This is a genomic window from Bradyrhizobium sp. WU425 (genome assembly GCF_021052305.1).
Taxonomy (GTDB): domain Bacteria; phylum Pseudomonadota; class Alphaproteobacteria; order Rhizobiales; family Xanthobacteraceae; genus Bradyrhizobium; species Bradyrhizobium canariense_D.
Genome location: NZ_CP088089.1, coordinates 2477804 through 2500266, shown reverse-complemented (window position 1 = coordinate 2500266; position 22463 = coordinate 2477804). Strand labels below are relative to the sequence as shown.

The following is a 22463-nucleotide window of genomic DNA, read 5'->3' as shown; positions in this document are numbered from 1 at the left end:
AACGCCACTCTGTAAAAAACCGGAAAACCAACCGGCTGGTTCTCGTCAGATGGTGTCAGAGCGTTGGGCACCAGACGAAAATCGGCCCCGACCAACACGGGGGGCTGGCGGTCGGGGGCCGTCCCTTCCAGTGCGCCACAGGCGGCGGTCGTGGGCACACGCGCTGACGTTCGGGTAGCGACAAACCGGTACACCAACTGGCGCGCGCTCTTTCAGGCCGCAACGTGTGGATTGACAACTGTATAGCCGCGCAACGATCGCGCGTGCATCCTTGTCGCGTGTCCGCCTGAGTTGGCGTCATACGCCATCCAAATGTCGCCTCTGAGATGCTGTTCTAGTACGAAGACGTGCCCACGGCGTGCCGCGACCATTCCGGGCGACGGCGACGTACGCGGAAAGCGTAGCCAGTTGGCTGCGAGGTTTAGTTCAGGCACCACACGACCAAACACGCGCAGCGCTGCGCCACAACCACAGAATGCCGCCGGGCAGCCGGGCGGCCGACCCCCGGCGATCCGGCTCTCAGCAGGGACACTCATCGCCAAGCTGTTGGCTGCGGTTACGAGTTGTTTGGGACGATACGCCTGCAGTGAATATTGCGAAATTCGTTCGCCGCGCGTCTGCGCGGACGAGAAGTCACATGGCATGATCACGTTGCATTCGGGCGCGTGGCCGATGCGGTCGGGTCTTGCTTCCGAACAGATCGAGCTGAGGACAACGAAGAGACACGCAGAAAATACTTGCTTGAACATTGCAGGGCTCCAAAATGAGGTCCTGCCCCGAGTACCAAGCAACAAACAACAATTTGGCCGAAAAGCGGCCAAGGTTAACAGCGATCGCGGTCCAATATCGTCAACCCTCACGGCCAGACGTTGCGACGCTATCTGATTAACTCGCAGAGAGAGAGAGAGAGAGAGAGAGAGAGCCTTGCACTCGTCCGACTTGTCAAGTCTGCTCCGGGGTGACCACCGGCAACGCTCGGATCGAGCGATATAATTTCCGCTTCGCGCCCCTGAGCGGCTGCCGGTGTAGATGGAGCCCTAACAAAAGGCCCCGACGCATTCCACGTCGGGCCCTTAAGATCGTCGAGCCGGTTACATCCGCCGTGCCCTCTGATGCTTGATGTGTCGATTACCGCCCACGATCTAGTGCAGAGCGTGGCACTGCGGCCGCAATGAGCAAGGCCGTTTGAACAGTCGTCATAACACGCGCGTCGATGTTAATGCCACGAGGATCCCGCACCTGGACGGTTGCTTGGGCAATAATTAAAAGTCGAACCGCTCGTTCCTGCGCGCCATGAAGATTTTGGAAGCCACGAGCCGCGGCGAAATGTCAATTCATGATCGTAAGCAGATCCGAACCAACCCGGCGTAGCTCTCGCGTTTCTCGACCGGTCAGCCCGAGCTCTCACGCACCAGCCGGGCAATTCTGCGAGGACCATCCCACACCTCTACGGCGGGGTACGTATCGAGAAATTTCTCTGCTCGCGTTCTGGCGTCTTCATCCGTCGGACTGTCAATTTGATAAACCGCCCGAGCAACGCCGGATAAATCGACCACATACGCAACGTACCGCATGGCATTCCCAAGTGCCGGAAGCTACAATACGACTCCGCCAACTGTGGCGGCCTTCGTTTCATCTTACTTTCGAACCTTTGACGAGCGCCGGCTGGTGATCGAGACTTGCTCTTGGACAACCTGCCGCGCCTCCACCTCGCCTGTTGGTTTAGGAGGGCAGGAACTCTTTCGGAGGTTTTCTTGCCAGCCATCGCAGTATTCTAGAACAATTTACGAGGCTCCCAAGATCGACCTATGGCTTAGGAACCAACCGGCGCCTACGAACCCGAATACCCGAATATCCGTTTCGGTTGGAGTTCGTTCCGCAATGGGGACCGGGGCGCCCCTTCCCCGGTTGCAGAGAGCCATGCTTGCGCAGGGGTCGAGGCCGTTCCGCGCGACGCGCGCTGCATTCACAAGGTCCTCCGGCATCCGTTCTTCATGAGCTTGCGCGAGGATCTGTAATGGCGCGCCTCACCCCCGCCGAAAGTGGTTCGCTACAGAGGAGGTGGCGCAGGCTTGAATTGATGAGAACGATCGGGAGGGCGTCGGCTTCGAGTACGAGGTGATCGGCGCGCCAGCGTGACCTTCATTGGCAAGCCATGTCGCAGAGCCAGCGCGCGGCCGCCCGGCGGATAGGATCGAGAGAACAACCCCTCGCGCGTGGCCCAATTGTGCCGAAACATACAGCCAGCCAGGGCGCGCGCGAAAGCTGCGGCGTGGTCATCCGAGGTTCAGGAAGGAACGTCTAAGGTTGGTCAGCGGGGATGGGCTCCGCCGGAGTAGCGTGGATGAAATACAAACTTACACTTGCCGCAATAACCGTTCTCGGTGGGGCGGCATTCTCAATTGCAACGGCATCGGCAATGCCCGTTGCTCCGTTGGGACAATCAAACATCGCGAACGTTGAGACGGTAGCTCTGGTTTGCAGCCGGCACGGATGCGTCCGAACTCGCCCGGTCTATCGTCCTGCCTATCGCCGCGGCGTAGTCGTTGTTCGTCGGCCTTATGCCCATCGGTACTATCGGCGCTACTGATCAGAGGTTTCGTTCACGTAAACTGGCGTATCCTACTTGTAAAAAGGCCGCCAACTGAGGCGGCCTTTGGTTCTTTGCTCAACCGTTTTAGTGAGGAGAGAGGACAGCGGCCACGTTAAACGCCAGTAGAACCAGAGCGCATGCGCCAGCTGACAGCAGTCCCTATGTCACCGGCCTCCTTCGCGCATGCATTCCTGTGGGAGAAGTGGTAGCCAACTGCTGAGGTCCGACATTTTCTGGCGTTATTTGGATGTCATCCAAGCTTCGCGAGTTCGTTTCGGAGATTTATGTTCATAGCAATTGCTCCGAGGCAGTTTTCGCTGAAGAAGCACGAAAGACGCAAACTGCCGGCGATTAACACCGAGGAGCCGTGTACGGTTGCGATCCACTGCGAGCGAGGCTGGATAACGCGCGGAGCTTCTTAGGCGGCTCGCGGCATCTCGCCCCACGAGCTGCCCGTGGCCCGTTCAATGTCCTGCTCGTCTCTATAATCAGGCGAAGAGATTCACGCCACTGAACCGCCTGCACGCCAGGCCAGGTTGACGCTGCTTCGCAAAGCGTCGAGCTCTAGAACGGCTCGCCGGTTCTCGTGAATGCGCTGCAGCGGACCATCTGCTTGTTGCACTGCTTCCACTCTTCGCCATGCAACACATTCAAATCGGTATCAGATCACCTCTCTACACATGAATCCCGATGTGCCGGAACGCGCCTTACGAGTTTGCATTGTTTGTCAGTCTGGTGATTTGTAGTGAGGTCGATCATGCGTCCGCTTTCTGGAATGATCGTGATTGCAGCGGTCTCAATTTGGACGGGGCTTCACGCGACCCCAGCCGTTGGGCAAACATTCAATGATAGATGGTCCATCGTGCCAGACGCTCACGCCGAGCCCGCTCCTGAAGGACTCGATAAGACAAAGAAGGAGGAGCCGCAAGCGCAACGCCCGAGCGGACAAGAGCCCCTGAAAGATCGTTCAGGCGCTCAATCTTTCAATCGAGTTATTTCCGGAAAAGCCTCCTACTATTCGTATTCCAAAGGCAAGACAGCGAGCGGTTCATCGTTTGATCGGAATCTACTAACCGCGGCGCATCGCCGTCTGCCGTTCGGCACGAGAGTCCGCGTCATTGATCTTGAGACGAACAACTCGGTGGTGGTTCGTATCACCGACCGCGGACCATGGGTCCGTGGCCGCGTCCTCGACCTCTCGCTGGCGGCTGCGCGCAGCTTGGGGATTACGAATCGTGGCGTGGCTCAGGTTCGTGCTGAGGTGTTGTAGCGGACGACCATGCCCTGCGAAAACACGCGACCGCCGCCCACGCGCCCTTACGTCAATACGGCCTTTTGGCCTGAAACGAATCTGCCGTGTCTCTAAAGAACCCTGACGCTATCGCGGCCCTCGTATCCGTCCTCAGGCTCGTCCACGGAGACGAAGTCGCGCGAACCATGCTCCTGGAGGGTATGAGCCTCGCCACGCTGACGGACACGATGTTCTCCGCGCCGATAGCACATCGCGATGCCGTTCGATACGTCGCGAGTGCCTTAGATGACTTCGCCATTACACCGGAACTTGGCCCCGTCTGGCATCTTCGTTACCTGTATGATGATCAACCCGGCTCCTTTTGCGTCGTCGATATGGAGATAGCCACGCCGGCCGGTACGCTGTCCAGCAACGACCTTTGGCTTCGGCTGCCCGTCTAACTTGCAATGCGGACCGTGCTTCGACGATTAGCCGGAGCCCCCTGCCCTACGTGCCGGCCCCGTAGGTCTTGATCGTGCCGGCCGTTATGTCACAGCATGAGAGGGCGCGGCTGCAGCTCATCGATGCCTTTCCCCGCAGGGCTGCGTCTTTACATGCCATGGCCTGAGCCCGGTTGGCCGCGATGATCCAACTGCTCCCGCGCCCGTTCACGTCGGCGAAATTGCGAGATCGGTGACGCCCAGCGAGCTCTGAAATCTTGATCTAACTTGCATCCTGCGTGCAGGCTGGCAGCTCTCTTAAATCCGCGGGGGATCGACCTTCCGAGCACGAACACGACGAAGAGCGACTGCCAGGAAGATTTTAGAAGCTACCAACCGGCGTGTGCAGAAAGTATTCGCAGTTGAGCGGCACGAGGCGTGCCAAAGGACACTATGCCCGTCGAAGTCGGAAGAGCCCAGCAGGACAAAGAAGTTCAAATCCTTGCAGGCGGATGTCCACAGTGGCATCAGGTATCGCCATTTAGCCGAGTTACCGTAGTTCCTTACTGTAGCTTATTTCTAGAGCCGTCCACGGTTTGCGAAAAATGAACGTCTTCGCGAAAGCTTAGCGCCCAGAGTTTGGAGGAGTGGATATCCTCGGCGCGGCGAGAACCAGGGACCAGTAGCTCGCCCCCTTCCGCGAAAGCGCTCTGCGTTTTTTCCGCGCGGAGCTTGTCACTTCTACGGTTCGAGCCACGTTGACACATTAGATCGCGGGAGCCGCTAGGCTCAGTCGCGCTTGACCCGAAGTGAGGTGTGGGGCTCCCGGCTGACGGTTAGCCTCACAAGCCACCTGCGGAATCCTCCGCGAAAAGTGTGGAGAGGTAGTCTGGAGCGGCCGGATTATGGGCGCGATGATGATGCGCAAGGAGCCCGCGAGCGCGCCCAGGAGGCCGTTCGAGAAGCCGACGGGCGGAGGCGGAAGCCTGGTCCGTCCGCATGGAATGCTACGGGGGCCCTGCGCAGCCCTGCCCGACGATCGATCAATGCTTAGTGGCGGACTCGCCTGGCTGGAGGTTGAGTGCGCCCGCTGCAAGACACGCGAGCCTGCCATTCGACGTCATACATCGGCATAAGCACACGCCGCTCTGGAGTTTAGGCGCTTTTTCCTGCCTCGATCAGCCTCGAACTTTCGGCGATCGGACTCATTTGCCGACGGCGCCTTCGCGCGCAGCGCTGGGCCCGAGCGCACAGGCTAAAACTGTGCTAAACAACGAAAGTCAGCACCATCGTCAAGGGTTCACATGGAGCACCAAATGGCTTCCACGCGGGACGACAGCGTCGCGGAACGGCAGATCGCGGAGGAGCTTTCGCACCTGACGCGCAAGGCGGAAGACGGTGCCTCGGTCCAGCCGACCATGGAGACGTCTCGCGCACCGGCAACGAACCATCAACCGACGAAACAGCCCCACGTGGCCTTCGTCTGCTCTCTGTTGGCTGTGTCCTTTGCTGCTTGGTGGTGGTGGTCGTCCTCCGCACAACCGGCGATGAGGGCCCCTTCGGACCCTGCACCCCTGACGCGGGGCCCCCGAGATGCTGCGGCGCCGAAAGACGCGGCGCCGTCTGCAATCGCCCTGGTTTCCGACTTGACGCAGCAGCTGCAGTCGATGACGCGCGATCTCGCTGCCTTGAGGCAAGCAGTCGAACAGCTTAACGTGACGCAAGAGAAATTGGTCCACGACAATGAAAATGTGGCGCGCCAACTCAAGACAGGCCAGGAAGAACTCGCACGTAACAGCCGTGTCATCGACGATGTCAAAGGGATCCAGATCCAGATGGCCCGCGAAAGTCAAACGCTCACCGATCGCCTCAACGCAAACCAGGAGCAACTCGCCCGCGCCACGGCGAACGCCTCAGCACCAAAGGAGATGATGCCTGAAGGTACGAACGCAATCCCAGAAAAGCCACAGGTCATGCAGGAAGTACCATTGCCGCGTCCACGGCAGTCGGCCAATGTTGCCCAGGCGCCAAAGCCGGCGCCAATTGCCAGACCGCAAGCTATAAAACCGCAACCGTCGTTATCGTGGCCATGGTCGCGCTAAGCCGCGACCGACCTGCTCCTGCGGCCGAAACTAAAGCTATGGAGACGGGCGCCGTTGACTGCGGCTCCTATTCAGACTTTCGGATCTGGCCCGCTGTCGCCCCGCGGTCCCTTTCGCTACGTAATCGCCCTCCCGTAGACCTTGTAAACCCGCGAAATCATCAGGATGATCGGCGAGTCGTAGCATCGCTCGCGAGGCCTTCATGCGAAAATGCGAAGTCGCCGTGCTGGGTCTAGGACTCATGGGCGGAGCAGCGCTCAACTCATTGTTGGATGCCGGCGTCGATGCGCTCGGCTTCGACCCTGTCGGACCCGGTTCGGATCGAGGCTCGTCACATGGTTCATGTCGAATTTTCCGTCGCTTCAATTTCGAAAACCCCAACTACACCAGCCTGAGCGACGAGGCTCATGCCGGTTGGATCCGGCTGCAGGCCGAAAGCCGTCAAACGGTTCTGACGGAAACCCCTGTTTTGGAGGCAGGCCTCCCCGGCTCTGCGATGGTGGCGTCGTCACGCGCGGCCGCGATCGCGAAAGGGCGCCCTGATCCGATGTTGACCGCGACCGTAGCGAACAAGGAATTTCCGGCTTTCGCCCTGCCCGACGACTGGGACGTCGTAGTACAAGACGGTGGCGCGATACTGCGGACCGGTGTCGTCATGAGACTGATGCGCTCACGCGCCGGCAACCGTGTGATTCCGGAACGCGCGAGCTTCACGCCGCACCACGACGGCGTATCGATCCGCACGGTGACCGAAGAGTTCTTCGCCGAGCGCGCGATTCTGGCGCTGGGTCCATGGCTCGGTCGCGCACTCCCGACACTGGGCGCGCTGCTCAACGTGACCCGACAGGCGGTCGGCTGGTTCAAGCCGACCCGCCCTGACACTGTGGCGCTCGGTCGTTTCCCGATCTTCATTCTGGACCGAGGTCCGAACGACGTGGTCTACGGCTTTCCGGACTTCGAACAGCGCGGCGTCAAAGCGGCGCCTCACAACCACGGGCCCGTGGTCGGCCCCGACGACTGGGGTCCGCAGGCCACCGAGGCCGAACTCCGCCCGGTCGGCGATGCGTTGGCGGCCCTTGTCCCGGGCGCGGCCGGGCCAATCATCGATCGAGACGTCTGCCTCTACACCAACACCGTGCCCGCCGACCGCCTGCCCGATGCGGGCGAGGAATTCATCATCGATCGCTGGCCGGATTCCCGCCTAATCGTCTGCTCCGCGTGTTCAGGCCACGGTGCGAAGTTCGCGCCTGCCATCGGGCAAAGGCTTGCCCGACTGGCCACCGATCCGTCCTACGAAGCGGAGTCCTTCTTTCAGCTTTCCCGATATTCTCAATTCGCCTGAGCGGATATCGCGGCCTGGCCGGATCGGCTACGTGACCCTGGCGGTGTCGCTGGCCGATATGTTCTGCGCCGGCGAGCTTCGGCGCGGGACCTCCGAATTCGCGCGCGAAGACTATTGAAGCGCGAATTGAGCCTTGAGCCGTGGTGTGAATCGGCGTGGCCCCGCTGATCGGCACGATAAGTCTCTGATTCACATCACATTGGAGGGGGCATGCTTCGATGCCGATTCACATCCCGGCCTTCCGCCGACCTGCACGCTCGTCGGCCGGACGTGCCGCGGTGGTCTCGCAGCGGCGAGCAAATCTGTAGCTTGTAACCGTAGTTAGTCACGTCAACCGCGCCTCACCCCACCGAAAATTTTAGAATCCTCAACGCCTTGGTCATTCCCGTTTGGAGGAGCGGTGATCCTCGGGTAGGCGGGATACGTACTCGTCCACATTCCGGACCAGCGGAGCACTGATAAGATTTTGCGTATTACCTTATCAGTTGGCCAACTGACTCCGCTTCGTATGAAAGCTTATCAGTCGATCAACTGACCCTGTTTTGGCTCGAAAGCTGATGAGTTCGCCATCTGGCTCTGTTTCGTACGTCTGCTTATCGGTTTTGTAGGAAGCAGAACCGTTTAGCATTTTTCGGGTGTCGCTCGCTGGAGGGAAAAATCAATACAAAAACTGCTCGACTGCTGCAGCTCAGGTTCTCTCGGTAGGGGAGAGATGGCATTCTCCGACGGGCACGCGTTGAGGACGGACTACGGTACGCCGTAGCGCGCGAATTCCTCGGCGATGTCGCCCCGGACAGCTTTCGCGGCCGCGACATCGGCTTCTCCCGAAGCCGTCTCGCCGCGGCGGATCTTTGCCCGGCCGCGACCGTACAGCGCGGTGGCGAGCGTGGGGTCGATGCGCAGCGCGGCGTCGTAGTCGGCGATGGCCGCATCGGTCCGTCCAGCCTTGAGGTGGGCGAGCGCGCGGGAATCGTAGGTCGCAGCCGTATGCGCGCCCGACCCGATCGCCTTGTCGCAGGCTTCCACCGCGCCTTGCGGGTCGCCCGTGCTCGCCCGGATCCAGCAAAGGCCGCTCCAAGCCACTTCCATGTCGGCGTTCAGACGAGTCGCGGCGGTGTAGTCGCTTTCGGCGCGTACGAGATCGCCCTTCTTCAGCCAGCCCTCGGCGCGGTTGACGAAGGCGCCGGGGTATGCCGGCTGGAGGGCGATGGCTCGGTCGAAATCCTCCATCGCGGCGTCGTAGTCGCCCGTCCTCAGTCTCGCCGCGCCGCGGTTGTTGACGGGTTTGGCGAAGGTCGGATCGATGCCTATGGCCGCCTCGAAGTCGGCGACAGCGCGGTCGTAGTCGACCTTCGCCGCGTAGGCGATGCCGCGGTTGTTGTGGGCCATGGCCAGGGCCTGTGGCCCGCCACGGCCGGCTGCGATGAAGGCAGAGCAGGCCTCGATCCTCCGGTCGGGGGACGAGGCGGCGTTGCAGAGCTCGACGTTCCGGAATTGACCTTCCGGCTTCTGCGCCGACGCGGGGGCGGCCAGCAGCAGGATCATAACTAGCGCCGTCCCGAAGACCTTCAGCATCCCCGGCAGATGCCGAGAGCGCGGTCGGCCCTCCGCTGCCGGGGAGGCGCAACGGTCGGACCGGCCTTCCGCTTCATGACGGCATCCTTGCCCTCCTCGATCAGGGTGGCGAACTTGACCGTGCCGTCGTCCGAAATCTCGATGTGGGGCGTGGTGCCCCGGATCCCCAACGTCGCCACCGGCGTGTCCACCTTCATGCTCCCGGTCTTGGCGACGCTGCCGGCGACGAAGGTGAAGGTGCCTCTGGTCAGGCTGATCAGGGTTGAATTGTCCTTGCCGTCCGGATCGTAGACGAACTCGCTCATTTCCATGCTGGCGTTACTCGACAGGCTGAAGGAGCTGCCATCGGCGAAATTGATACCCAGGCGCCCGTCGGCGCCCGTCCTGACGACGTCGCCCCGATAGACTGGATCGCCGACCTTCGCGCTGGCCCCGTTCTCGGACAGTCTCGCCTGCACAACCGCGGCATCGATATGCTCGATCACTGCCTTGCCAGCGACGGTCACGACCTTGCCGATTGGCTTGACGTCCTGCGCCCGAAGCGGCGCAGGCGGATACGCCACTGCAACGAGCAAAAGGCAGAGAAGTCCTGCGACCGTCCTTAGTCCGTGCATGCGTCCGCTCCCATCCGTGAAGAGCCCGCTTCGGCGGAATGATGGCAGAGCGCGCCCGGCGCACCATACCGCATGTTGCGAGCGCCACTCTTTAGTCGCAACGGACGATGGTCCCGACCGCTCAGCGCCAACAAAAGAGCGCATTTGCGCGCACCCAGTCAACATTTCGTGAAGGGGTCTCGGGACGACAAAGCGTAGTCTGGTGCGCAGAACCGGACCTCGGCGGGTGGACACACACGCGATCGGTCGGTCCGGCCGCTTCGGCGGAAGCGGGCAGCATGCGAGGCATTCAAGATGTCGCTCGCACGTGTCTTCACCGGTCTTTGGCCGGCGCAGAACCAACGCAGGGGGCGCGCTGTAGAGTCGGCGGTTGTCGCGAGACTCGGATGGGCCGGAGGGCTGTCCTTCGTCGCGTTGATCCTTTCGGCTCTGAAAGAAGCGTGGGCCGCCGATCCCGATCTCGCGTTGTTCGACGACGCCTCCATCACCTACAAGGGGTTCGAGCATGGCACCTTCGAACTCATCACGAAGGAGGCGGTGCCGCGCCACATCATCGTGGACGATCCCGGGCAGACGGTCATCCTCAGCAAGACCGGATCGTCCGTCAGCTTCGCGCAGGTCGCCAACAACGCTTCGCGGATGGAGGACCTGCAGAGCCGGCAGCAGGACGTGCTCGACAACTACTCGAAGGACCATGGGCCGTCCGGATCCGGCACGCCTCCGGGCGAAGCGGTCGATCAGACGCTGCAGCCGATCGATTTCCAGGCGCCCGACGGGCCCGGTCCACAACATGCCCTTCCCGGGCTGGTGGTGCCGGCCAGCTTCGTGTCGGATGGGCCGCTGATCCATTCGCCACCGACACTGACGCTCGGGTCGGGCCCCGTCGAGATCGACACAGTCGCGTTCGATGAGTTCTCGGCGAGCAGCGGCAGCTTCTCGGCCACGAGCTTCGGCTCCGGCACGACCCCAACCTTTGGCATCGCGGGCGGCGCGATCGGCGCTTTCACCGTCGCGGGCGCAAGCTACGACGTCGAGAAGGCCGGCTCCTTCGGAATCCTGTACTTGAACAGCGGGACCGGCGCCTACGCCTACGTACCGAACAACGACGCCATCAACGCGCTGAAGGCGCCGAACGCCGACAGCTTCACGATCACGGCGTCCGACGGCTTTGCCTCGGCAAGCCAAACCTTCACGATCGACATCGCCGGCACCGACGACGCGGCAGCGATAAGCGGCGAGACCGGCGGATCCGTCGCCACGATCGCCATGACTGCCGCCGCAATTGCGGCGGCGGCCATGGCGCACGACGTCCCAACCGCGACCGGCAAACTCGCCGACACCGATGTCGACGATCCGGCCAACACGTTTACGGCGGTGAGTTCTCCGCATGCCAGCGACAAAGGCTATGGCAGCTTTACGATGACGTCCGACGGGCACTGGACCTACGCGCTGGATTCCGCCAGCGCCGCGGTGCTGGCGCTTACGCCGTGCCAGACCCTGACAGACACCTTCACCGTGACCACCATCGGCGGCACGCCGCAGGTCGTCACGATGACCATCCAAGGCGCCGACGATCCGGCCGTCATCTCCGGGGACACGCATGGTCGCGTGGTCGAAGCTGGCGGAGTCGACAATTCCGCGCAGGGCCTCCCAACCGCGTGCGGCCTTTTGACCGCCACCGACGTCGACGGCCCGTCGAACGCGTTCGATCCCGTCAAATGTCCGGAGCCGAGCGACCACGGTTACGGCAGCTTCACCATGACCGCGGATGGGCACTGGACCTTCGCGCTCGACAACGGCAACTGCGCGGTGCAGGCGCTGAACGCAGGTCAATCGCTGACTGACGATTTCACGGTGAGGGCCGCGGACGGTACGGCACAGACGGTGACCGTCACCATCGAGGGCAGCAACGACGCCGCGGTCGTCTGCGGCGATATTTGCGGACGCGTGACCGAGCCAAGAAACTCCTGCGAGCCCCCGCCACGCGCCAGCGGCACCTTGTCCGACAGGGACGTCGATAATCCCGACGACACCTTCACGGCCACGACATGCCCGCAGGCGAGCGACCACGGCTACGGCAGTTTCACGATGACGACCTGCGGCACGTGGACATATGTGCTCAACCCCGAGAACCCCGAGGTCCAGGCCTTGAGGCCTTGCGACGCGCTGACCGATACCTTCACCGTGACCACGATCGACGGCACGCCGCAGGTCGTGACCGTGGTCATTCAGGGCGCCGACGACGAAGGCTTTCACAACCGGGCCGAGCCCGCGTTCCATTTCGAGGCGGGTGCGGAGCAGCAGCATGCCAGCTCGACGGCCCCGGCAGTCGCTTCCTCGATCCCCGTCGCCGCCCTCAATCCGGAGCACGATTCCGCCGCGGCCGCATGGCCCCATCCGGCCGATGCGGCGCCGGAGGGTTGGCGTTTCGACCAGGAGGCTGCTGGCCAGGGCGGACACCTACCCTTCCAACACGATCTGATCCTCTGAGAGCCGCCGACGCCTTCGCGCGTCCGGGCGGATTGGCGTTTTCCGGAGGCGCTCCCATGGTTGCGCCGATCACATTCATGGACCCGCACCGCCATCAGCTGCACGGCCATCAAGAAGCTGCACGGCCATCAAGAGCCATGAAGGGGCGCTACTTCATTTCCGCTCCGAGGCACGATAATAATGAGTCATTGTAACCTCCAAGATCATACTCGGAAAGGCGACAGGAGCAGCACTTGCAGGATTCGCGATGTCCGCTTCGGGTCAATCGCGTCGGTCGGCCGTTCGGTTGACCACTTCTCGTCGGCCCGACAGCAGACATTCGCATCAGGCCGCCGCTCCGAAAAAAGGTCCAGCCGACCACGGCTCGATCGCGGATAGCTGTCCGCTTTGGGTCGCCAGAAGGAAAGCGTCCCGACTAAAGCGTTACGACACCCCGAACCAACTTCGGCTTTAAACCTTTGATTACCGACGGTGAGAATTGGCAGATTGCAGAGTAAAAGCCCCAAAAGGTTTACGTCACTTTGCCGCCTCGAGGCCCCTTGATATTTTCGAGCTACTTGGAACTTATCCTTTCGGAGGTTGTTTACTGCTGTTGTCTAAGTGGGGGAAACAATGAAAGCGTCGGTAGTCTCGACGGATTCGAGCGATAGCTCGACTGCAGGCGAATTTCTGGCCACCGAAATACGAAGATCCCTAAGCACACCGCCTGCTGCCTTGGTGTTATTTGCAGCTCCTCAGCATGACCACGGAGCGATACTTTCTGCCATAAAAAAGGAGCTGCCCGATACCATCGTTGTTGGAGCTTCATCTGCCGGCGAGTTTACGAATGTGAGCAGTGGTCAAGGCTTGGCGTGTGCACTGGGGTTGGTGGGCGACGATGTGGTCTTCTCATATAGTGTTGGACGTAACCTCGCGATGGATGCCACTGCGGCAGCCCAGGAGATAGTTTCGAGGTTTACACCAACACCGCCCGGACGATTTCCGTTTCGGGCTGCTCTCGTTCTAGCTGATGCTCTAGCTGGGCATGCTGATATTTTAGTAGATCAGTTGACGTTAGCTACAGCCGGTCAGTATCAGTTTTTTGGTGGAGGAGCGGGGGACAACGCTCAATTTCAAAAGACCACTGTATTTTGTGGAGAAGAAGTTTTGTCCGACGCCGCGGTGGCATTGGAGATTCTCTCCTCGAAGCCGATCGGCGTGGGTGTTAGTCACGGCTGGAAACCTGCGTCCCGAGCCTATCGCGTCACGGCGAGCGACGGCATGAAAGTGATAAGCCTTGATGGGTTTCCAGCGATCGAAGCATTCGTAGAACACGCGGAAGAGACTCATCAGAACTTGGATCGGAAAGAACCGTTACCATTCTTCCTGCACAATATTATTGGGGTTGATAGCGGAGCTGAACATCGCTTGCGTGTTCCTCTGGCTGTGGATGAGGAAGGCGCAGTTGTGTGCGCCGCTGAGGTCCCCGTTGGTTCAGTTGTAAGAATTATGAAGACTAGCACGGCATCCGCAGTTTCTGCCGCGAAGCAGGCTGCAAATGCTGCTTTGGATGCATTAGGCGGCCCCCCAGCGGCGGCCCTTTTCTTTGATTGCGTCGCTACTCGCCTCCGTATGGGAGACGAGTTCGGGTTGGAACTCTCAAGCCTGCAAGAACGATTTTCGGAAGTGCCGTTGACGGGGTGTAACACCCACGGTCAAATCGCCCGAGCGGAGGGGCAGTTCAGTGGCTTTCACAACTGCACTGCAGTCGTTTGCGTATTTCCCGAGTAGGTCACTTGAAGGATGACGGGGCTCATCTTTTAAGTGGTTTTGCCAACGCCAACGGGAGGCGAGAAGCTGCCGCGCGATTAGCCAAGTTTATGGGAGGCGATGCTTTCCTCATTTTCTTGAAGGATGAAGAAACGGGGAGTTTTACGCCAGCTCAGGGATTTGACCAGCGCCTGCCTGGCGGCCCGTCTTGGCGAGCGTTTTTGAAGCAAGCATCAAGCTGCTGTGAGTTCTTCGGAGAGGTAGCATTTCCCGACGCTAACACGCTCGTTCCCGCGGTCGCTCGTTCGACCCCTGCGGCAATCCTGGTATTTGTCGGCAGGAACTTGTCTATCCCTTGGAATGATATCGAATCGAGCCTTCCGCTTTTAATTGAACTACTAAAGACTGAAGCGCGGGTTCATATGGCCCTAGCGCGCGCAAGTTCTGCCACGGAGGCGGCTACTCACGCAACGCATCTTGCGAGAGCACTCGATGGTGCGCGTAAAGATGTGTCCGCTACGTCCTTAAAGCTACAGCAACTCAATGCGACGCTGGAACAGCGTGTAGCGGAAGAAATCGCGCGTCGAACGGAGGCCGAAGCAGCGCTGCGCCAAGCTCAAAAGCTTGAGGCCATCGGTCAGCTTACCGGCGGTGTTGCACACGACTTTAACAACCTGCTTACGGTGATCATGGGTGGTCTTGATACGATCGGACGGCAGATCGCAAGCATGTCCGATGCGCCACAGTTTGGGCGCATCATGCGAGCGCAGGCGATGGCGCATCATGCATCCCAGCGCGCGGCCACACTCACCGCCCGCTTGCTAGCTTTTTCACGTCGCCAACCGCTGGATCCAAAGTCCATTGATGTAGATCGCTTGCTCGGGGGAATGAGCGAACTGCTCAAGAGCACTTTAGGAGAGCAAATCAGGATCGAGATAGTTGGCAATGCCGGTTTGTGGAGCGCCTTTGCTGACGCATCGGAACTAGAACATGGCATCCTCAATCTGGCGGTTAACGCGCGGGATGCAATGCCCGGCGGCGGACGACTTACAATCGAGACCGGCAACACCTGGCTGGATGATGAGTATGTTGCCGCACTCCCAGAACCCGTGCCTCCCGGCCAATACGTTTTGGTTGCTGTCACCGACACTGGAACCGGAATGGATAAGGCAACCCTGGATCGCGTGTTCGAGCCGTTCTTCACGACTAAGGAGGTCGGCAAAGGAACTGGGCTGGGGCTAAGTCAAGTTTACGGGTTCGTGCGACAGACGGGTGGCCACATTAGGATTTATAGCGAACCGGGGCATGGCACGACGGTCAAACTCTATCTTCCTCGGTCCAAGACTGAACCCGACAAGCAGGAAGATCGCAGTATTCCGACAGCAACAATGTTACGGGGGAATGAGGCCATCCTCGTTGTGGAAGATCATGACGATTTGCGCGCGTATTCATCCGGTGTGCTCCGCGATCTCGGATATCAAGTTTTCGAAGCAGCCGACGCGGCATCAGCGATTGCTTTCCTTGAATCATCTCGCACCATCGATCTTCTCTTCACCGACGTCGTGCTCCCGGATGGCCTTCACGGACGTAACATCGCAGATCGGGCTAGAAGGTTGCATCCAATGATCAAGGTGCTGTTCACGACGGGCTACACACGGAATGCGATAGTCCACAACGGTCGACTTGATGCGGGGGTCAACTTGTTGAGCAAGCCATTTACCTTTCGCGGTCTGGCGGAGAAAGTACGAAGAATTCTTGACGAACAAACATGACTGAAATCGGATCGAGGCTATTCATTTGACCTTCGGATGGGTGCCGTCCTTCTCCTCCCGAAGTTGATCATTTTCCAGATGCCGGAATGCTCAAATCCTCTGCGGAATCGCGAGACATAAATATTCGCCATCATTCGTCCAATAATTTCGGGGTTGCATGCGCAACGACTTACGCGAGACGTATCTGTTTGAAGCCAGGCCAGTTCTGAAATGGCGCTTGCATTTTCAGTGCGAGTCTAATCCGCTGAACCGCAGCCTCCCCTTCACGGTTTCATCGGAAGCAGCCGTTATCGGCCGGCCGGGCAAGCCTTCCGGAATGGATAGGACACTGCCATCTGATTCCGCGCGCTGCCCATCAACGTCCTTCGCCACTGCGATCTCAAGTCGGTCGCAGAAAGTTGCGCGGGTGCGTCGGCTCTTCTTGACTTCGCAACCGTAGCCTACTCAACTGAGAGCAGTGATGTTGCGAGGTGCGTCATGGAGCAGGAATTCTACCAGGGTCTCGCGCAGCGGGTCCGCGCCATCGCCCCGAAGGCCGATCCGTTCACCCGCCGTCGGTTGCTGGATCTCGCCAAGCGATACGATGCGAAGGGCAAGCCGGCGTCCCGGTCCGGAGCAAGCGAGCGGCCGCTCCCGGGGCCGCGCACAACGCCACCGCCATCGATCTTCTCCGGACCGGGCGAGGCCTGAGGCACCGGCGCCAGCAGCCACCTCAAAGACCGTTTGTGATGAGATCACTCTCACCCGCTCCACGAACTCGGCCGGGAATCAAGAGTGCCAGCAGTGCCCCTCGAAGAAATCGAAAATGAGAATTGAGAATATGCTGAAAGCAGCACTCTCCAGGAACGCCGGGGGAGAGGGTGCGATGCCGGAGGCACAGAGCGGAATCAGCCGGCGGATTCGCATTTGAAGCAGCGCCACGTCGAGGGCGCGTTGCAATTGCAACTTTCGGCTTCTTGCAACCCGGACAGGCGGGAATGGAGCGCGGCATCGGGTTCGAGACGCAGGAGCCGTGCAGAGAATTTAGCTGAAGGGATTCGACGCGCTGGCTAACTCAGGAGAACTTCGAATATGATCCTGCGGAGGCTTCCGTGGCAAGCCTTTCGGCCTGTTCGGCGAGTACGGGCCCGCTGATTGCGTATCCGGGATCAGTCTAAGCCCCACTGCGAGGACAAGGGCGCACCGGGCCGGACGGACACGCTGAAGATAAAGTTCAAGGACTTCGGGATCATCACCCGCAGCGGTCTGTCTCCGTGGTGGTCTCGAGCAGAGACGACCTCGAGCGCTGTCCATCGCACTGCTTCAAAACGCGATGCCGCTTCCCAGGCTGGTCCGGCTGTTGGACGTCTCACTCTCCTCGCTGCAAGGGGAGGGCTTGGCAGAGCCGCAGTTTGGCCTGCCGATCTGATAGTCGATGGAAGCCACTAACTTCCCTAGGCAGCCGCGCGGGTTCGATGCAGCGGGAGGGCCATCAGGTGTCCTGAAATCGACCTTCGCGCCGAGACTGCTCATGTCACATTCGACGTGAATAAAGGTGATGCAATCGCGGCTGCTCTAAGCTAATTTCAGTGCTACGGCGCCACGCAAGAGTGCCACACAAAAACAGATCGCCGGACCGAAAACATCAATAAAATCAATGAAAAGCAGGATTGTGATCATAGTTCAATCCTGTCTGGCAGCACCAGCTAATTCAAACACTTACCTCCATCGTGCTCTCCGCAAAATTCGCGCCGGAAGCACCCCGGAAGCACGGTGAGCGGATCTTCGCCGCTCACCGATGCCTCGTGCAGCAATGTGGAGCTGCAGGAGCTTCTACGACTGTTGCTCGGCACAGAAAGGCAGTCGCCCTTCCTGCGCCAACGTCGGTCCGGCAAATAGGCCGACGGCAGGAAAAGTTCTGGTCATCGCAATATTCCGTCGGACCTGGTTGAGCTGATTCCCGCTTCGATTGTATCGCATTCTCCTGAGAGATGGCGCCACAACCTTGGCCGGCTATCCCCTGAAAGAGCAAAATAGGATCGACGGGCGGAGTCGATACTTGGCATCTCGCGGCCCCGAGTCCGGAGTTCGAAATACCCCTACCCCTGACCCATCCGGCGATTTCGCTGAGGGGCGCCTGAAGCTCTATTCACGATGTTCGGCGCCGAGGACCGTATTGGTTGCAGGGTCGAATGGACAGCCTTGCGCGAACGTGCCGCCGCCGACCGCGCCGATCCGAATGATATTGCCGGCACGGTCAAAAGGCATCGGTAGACCATCGAGCAGATCGCAAGCGATCAGTACGACGACGGGCAACGAAATCCCGGTCGTTCGGACCGAGCAGCTCGTGCCGGCCGGCGGACGGCCCAACGACCGGACCGCGGCTCAAGCGCGACACCCTGACGCAGTGAGCCTGACGTATCAGTCAGCTATTTTACCTGTGGTAGTCTTTTACTTTTACTACTCGCGATCTTTTGCTCTGACGCCGTCCGATAGTGCCTTTTTTGTGCTGGGGAGGACATTTATGCGAGGCTCTCGCGCAATCCTTTACGTCGAACAACTTAGCGAACTCACTTCTCAGCTCTCAGAATTGGAAGATCTTCGAGGTCTGGTCGACGAAGCAGAGCGTCACGCCCGCGGTGTGCCCCCATTTCGCTTCACACGCCCTACTTCGCGCCGCCTTCGAAGTCGCAAACCGAGCGCCCTCTCTGTCCCATTCCGCCGCCTCACGCCACCAAGCTGGAACGCAGGAGCTCTCAGCCCTCCTGACAACGACAACCAAATCGATCGGACCTTGCTTGAGCCATTCCCCGATGGATGATGGGCTTCCCCCTGAGCCGCTCCAAGCGCGACCTTGACGAACAGATCGATCCATGGTGACAGCCGCGCAAGAGGCGTCAAAGGTCCTTGCCGATCGCATCTTGGAACAATGCCCTTTCCACCCTGATTTGCCGGTCCATAAGATGGCTCGTGAGCATTGTGGCGGCGTTCTTGATCTGCCTCTTTATCTATGCCGGGTCCGTCTTCGTTGCGGCCTTGAGCCTAGTTTCGGCCGTGCGAAGCGGAGATGCCGCTGAGGTGATGGCCGTACGAATTTGCCGCGCATCCGGCATTCGATCGTCGACCAGCCACAATTTTTGGTCCGCGCTGCGCACGGGGAACGACCCCGGTCGTCCCGGGGCTGGCGCCGGACGCGCCGGGGCCGCCCGACGTGCCACCGAAGCAGCGCGCCGTTGCCATCTTGCTTCCGGCAATAACTAGCTGGTGTATCATTTGATAGAACGGGCGCTAAATCCCGCTTCCCTCTTTCGAATGAATCCTCGGAGATGCCAGAACGGCACCAATCCCTCCCGACGCAAAAATGAGATATCCTGCCCGACTCAGGGAGCCTCCCATGGCTAAAAAATCAATAGTCGAACGAATTTCAGACACTGTAAAAGAGATCGTGGACACCGCCTCGACTGCAGCCGCGGATGCTATGAAGCCCGATCCAGAAGCGGTTGCCGGAGTGACCAACGAGCAAGTCTACATTCCTGAAGCGACCGATGCTGCCGCTGTTCCGCCGCCGATCATCACTCGGAAGAAGAAGCGCGTTCCTGCCCCTATGAGAGCTAACAGACGGGTCGCAGCTGCTCGTACAAAGAAGACAGTATCCGCGGCGAAGAAGTCTGCCAAGAAGCCGGCTAAAACGCCACCCAAGGAGGCTGCTAAGAAAGCCGCACCACAGAAGGCGACCAAGAATTCTGCGTCTAAGAAGACCGCGAAGAAGAGCAAGAGTAAATCGAAGCGCTAGCGCTCCTTCGCGGAGCAGTTCGTTGCGACCACCAGAAACGACTCATGCTTTACTTCTGCGGCGCTCGGGTCTTCCTCCCCGTGTTCGTCCTTCACAGCCCGGCCGTCCTGACAGTCGGGGTAGAACCTTGTGATCCCCCAATGCGATGCCTTCACAACGGCTGAAGCTTTCTAGCCGGTTACTTTCACGTCTCGAACTGGGACGGGCGAAACCACATTTCTTTCAGACTCCTCTCCTAAGCATTACGCAGGAGGCCGATGATGAAGCCATCAGAGATTTACAAAGAGAACGCAGACAACTGCGCAACGCTCGCTGAAGGGGAACCATCTAAGAATAGTCCGGCTTACAAGCGGTACCGGCGCATGGAAGAGGCGTGGCGAGCTTTAGCCGAGGAGCAGGAATGGCTAGATGGGGAAGTGCCCCCCGTCGGGTCAAACCGAGCCGACACAACGAAAAAGCGGCCCGGTTAGGGCGGCTACGTCGGAGCATTCAATAGGTTGCGAGGTACTTCCGCTTTGATGGTGGCATGTCCCCTCCTGCTAGACGCCACACGCCAACGCACGCCGACGGCCGAGCGCTCAAGATCACCTTCGGCGAGATGCGCGAGATGGGCCTACGCGGTGTCCTGGTCTGCTGCCACTCCGGCCACAACGTTGCACTCAGCGCCGCTCGCTGGTCGGACGATGTTCGCCTGTCTGATATCGAGGCGCGTTGTGTATGCGCCGGATGCGGCAACCGAGGGGCTCAGGTCAGACCGGATTTTAGCACCGGCAAGCCGCCGCAGTTTGCGAGATCGAGCGCTCGTTGGAGGAACGAACGCGCAGAGGAAAAATTGCAGGTTTTGTTAGCTCTCTTCTTCGAGCTGGCGGAGCGGCCCCGGCATCAACCCTCAAGCCCCCAAGCCGGGGTCGTCTCTCAGTGCGCCAGCTTCCGCTGAATTGCCAACATATCCCGGATAGCTTCCGACCGCCACCCTTTCATCTGCCAAATTGACATAGGCGACCGCTAAATCAAACTGGGCGCCAAGACGGTCCTGGAAAAAGCCGGCCCCAGGCAGATGATTCCTGAGGCCGGAAGTTCTACGCGTCCGCTCCGAGACATCGCCCGGAGCTGGAGGCGAACGCACCCAGATTGCCGAATGTTCCCGATCCCCATGGACCTGAGAGCCGGGGCACTGATGCACGTTAAGCCTTCTGCCGATTGTGAAACTGATCATATTGCGAGCCAGAGATGCTGCGGTACGATCATCGCACCGGGGCTGGCTGCATATTTCACCTAGTCGTTTTTGACCCGGAATTTTTGACCGCGCGGGCCGCAGCAGCAGTCCCCCTGCTGCGGCCTTCGTGATCACGGCTCTTAGTACCAATGACTTCGCGTCCTGTGCCATTGGAGAAGGTATTATGCCCAAAGAGAAAAATTGCCTGATTGTTCGTGCTGCGGGAAGACAACTGGACCTGTTACGCGGCGAAGCCTCCCGCATCGCAAAAGGCAGTAACGTCGATTGGTGGATCGATCAGGCAGAGGTCGGCACTCGCTTTTGCTTCGAGGATACAAAAGCAAAAGAGTCATTCGCTCTCGCTTGTGACAACTTCGGTATTCCCTGCCAAGACGGCTAGTCCGCAGTTGAGCTGTAAGCCAGCGGCAGGGCCGCACAACCATCATAGCAGTCCAGCCCTATCCGGCTCCCGTGCCTGGAGGTCCGCACCTGATCCGAAGCACGTGAACCGAGCCCGTCAGCGCCGGCGCCGACAGCGGGCCATGAAGCAACGCACTGGCCGAGATAAGGGCCAAGCTGTTCCCGTCTGAACTCGTTGTCACCCGCTCTGAGGCCATCGCACTGAGATCAGATTGCGCTGTGTAGAGCGCGCCTGAATGGGGCGCGAGATCAGAACCAGGTGCGGTTATTTTGGAAGCATGCCTGTTTGGTGCGGTCCCAGATGAAATCCCCGCCGCCGCAGGGTGGACGGGGGCGAGCGGTCGCCGGGCATTCGTTCCGAACCTTGGCTCCCGTGCCCCAGCCGTCGACGACACATGCGCCACCGGTTGTCCTATGACAGCCCTCGCCACAGCCACCCGCTGCGTGCGCCCCACTAGCAGCAGCCAGAACCGTGGTCGCGAGGAGCATTCCTTGTAAGATTTTTATCACGCCAGACTCCTTCGAAGCGAATGACCCGAGCGAGAAGGAACAGATCATAACTCCTGCCGTGCCTCTTAGCTACGATCAGCGCGGCGCGAAGTCCGCGGCTCCACACGAACCGCTCGATGGCTGCGCTCCCCGTTCGAAGCTGTTGATCCAGCATCTTTACAAACTACAACCAGGTCAGCACAGCTGCATTTTTCGAATCATCCACCTGTCTCCGGACTGGAGGGACGTTCTGTTCCCGAGGCGCGTGTGAGCCACTTTGCCTCGGTCCTGCTCTTGCTGGCCAACTTGATGCTAACGCTATGTTTCGGCTTGGCAGCGTGGCGCGTTTCCGACGAGGGGACGCTGGTAAACCCGTAGCATTGGCCTAGGCTGGATGCAAACCTCGGCCAACTGACATATCCGCGTACCCCTCGCATTTTGATCTCGCGGGCTGCTGAGCGCAGGCGACCACCTGCCCCGCTATGCGCCGCGACGCTGCTACGCTCTCAACGGCAAGGCGGTCCTGAAGCATATGACGTCTAGAGTGGGTCACGAGCGGCCTTTGGTGTCCCAGGCTGCTTACTTCCGCTTGAGCTCCGGGGACCATCATCAGCGCCGGTCAGAATGTCCGAGATGGGCCCAACAGCAGACTCGTGCA

15 protein-coding genes are annotated in these 22463 nt (G+C 59.9%); 10 read left to right on the top strand and 5 right to left on the bottom strand.

Annotated elements, in window-relative coordinates; genetic code table 11:
* Positions 1–212: 212 nt before the first annotated feature.
* Positions 213–749, bottom strand: coding sequence for a hypothetical protein (locus BcanWU425_RS11875; RefSeq protein ID WP_204511999.1), 537 nt, complete (start codon positions 747–749; stop codon positions 213–215).
* Positions 750–3350: 2601 nt separating this feature from the next.
* On the opposite strand from BcanWU425_RS11875, the gene BcanWU425_RS11870 reads away from it, so the two are divergent.
* From BcanWU425_RS11870 to BcanWU425_RS11850, 4 genes are all read left to right on the top strand, one after another.
* Complete coding sequence (locus BcanWU425_RS11870; protein ID WP_085383586.1) at positions 3351–3863, top strand: septal ring lytic transglycosylase RlpA family protein; 513 nt, start codon at positions 3351–3353, stop codon at positions 3861–3863.
* Between the two features lie 182 nt (positions 3864–4045).
* Positions 4046–4285, top strand: coding sequence for a hypothetical protein (locus BcanWU425_RS11865; protein WP_210350904.1), 240 nt, complete (start codon positions 4046–4048; stop codon positions 4283–4285).
* Between the two features lie 1295 nt (positions 4286–5580).
* Complete coding sequence (locus tag BcanWU425_RS11855) at positions 5581–6366, top strand: hypothetical protein (RefSeq protein WP_026234034.1); 786 nt, start codon at positions 5581–5583, stop codon at positions 6364–6366.
* A 202-nt stretch (positions 6367–6568) separates the two neighbouring features.
* The gene (locus tag BcanWU425_RS11850) at positions 6569–7708 is read left to right on the top strand and encodes an FAD-dependent oxidoreductase (RefSeq protein ID WP_083926610.1); all 1140 of its coding nucleotides are present in this window, start codon (positions 6569–6571) and stop codon (positions 7706–7708) included.
* Positions 7709–8455: 747 nt separating this feature from the next.
* Here the strand turns inward: BcanWU425_RS11850 and BcanWU425_RS11845 are convergent.
* Together BcanWU425_RS11845 and BcanWU425_RS11840 are read right to left on the bottom strand one after the other, a co-directional pair.
* Positions 8456–9283, bottom strand: a complete 828-nt coding sequence (locus BcanWU425_RS11845) for a tetratricopeptide repeat protein (protein WP_204512000.1) — start codon at positions 9281–9283, stop codon at positions 8456–8458.
* On the bottom strand, positions 9277–9897 hold the full coding sequence (locus BcanWU425_RS11840; protein WP_026234035.1) for a FecR family protein: 621 nt from the start codon (positions 9895–9897) through the stop codon (positions 9277–9279). Before BcanWU425_RS11840 ends, BcanWU425_RS11845 begins: the two co-directional genes overlap by 7 nt.
* 294 nt (positions 9898–10191) lie before the next feature.
* Here BcanWU425_RS11840 and BcanWU425_RS11835 point away from each other — a divergent pair, with 294 nt between their 5' ends.
* From BcanWU425_RS11835 to BcanWU425_RS11820, 4 genes are all read left to right on the top strand, one after another.
* Positions 10192–12387: a VCBS domain-containing protein gene (locus BcanWU425_RS11835; RefSeq protein ID WP_204512001.1), complete on the top strand. Its 2196-nt coding sequence runs from the start codon at positions 10192–10194 to the stop codon at positions 12385–12387.
* 612 nt (positions 12388–12999) lie between these two features.
* Entirely contained in the window at positions 13000–14157 is a 1158-nt protein-coding gene (locus BcanWU425_RS11830) for an FIST signal transduction protein (protein WP_026234039.1), read from the top strand.
* Between the two features lie 5 nt (positions 14158–14162).
* Complete coding sequence (locus tag BcanWU425_RS11825; protein WP_231190465.1) at positions 14163–15908, top strand: ATP-binding protein; 1746 nt, start codon at positions 14163–14165, stop codon at positions 15906–15908.
* Positions 15909–16385: 477 nt separating this feature from the next.
* Positions 16386–16598: a hypothetical protein gene (locus BcanWU425_RS11820; protein ID WP_204512002.1), complete on the top strand. Its 213-nt coding sequence runs from the start codon at positions 16386–16388 to the stop codon at positions 16596–16598.
* A 1434-nt stretch (positions 16599–18032) separates the two neighbouring features.
* Here the strand turns inward: BcanWU425_RS11820 and BcanWU425_RS11810 are convergent.
* Entirely contained in the window at positions 18033–18203 is a 171-nt protein-coding gene (locus BcanWU425_RS11810; RefSeq protein WP_018460462.1) for a hypothetical protein, read from the bottom strand.
* A gap of 1078 nt (positions 18204–19281) precedes the next feature.
* On the opposite strand from BcanWU425_RS11810, the gene BcanWU425_RS11805 reads away from it, so the two are divergent.
* Positions 19282–19680, top strand: coding sequence for a hypothetical protein (locus BcanWU425_RS11805; protein WP_094183477.1), 399 nt, complete (start codon positions 19282–19284; stop codon positions 19678–19680).
* Between the two features lie 1400 nt (positions 19681–21080).
* On the top strand, positions 21081–21296 hold the full coding sequence (locus BcanWU425_RS11790) for a hypothetical protein (RefSeq protein ID WP_083926613.1): 216 nt from the start codon (positions 21081–21083) through the stop codon (positions 21294–21296).
* A gap of 269 nt (positions 21297–21565) precedes the next feature.
* On the opposite strand, the gene BcanWU425_RS37685 is transcribed toward BcanWU425_RS11790, so the two are convergent.
* Positions 21566–21805, bottom strand: coding sequence for a hypothetical protein (locus BcanWU425_RS37685; RefSeq protein WP_083926619.1), 240 nt, complete (start codon positions 21803–21805; stop codon positions 21566–21568).
* Between the last annotated feature and the right edge of the window lie 658 nt (positions 21806–22463).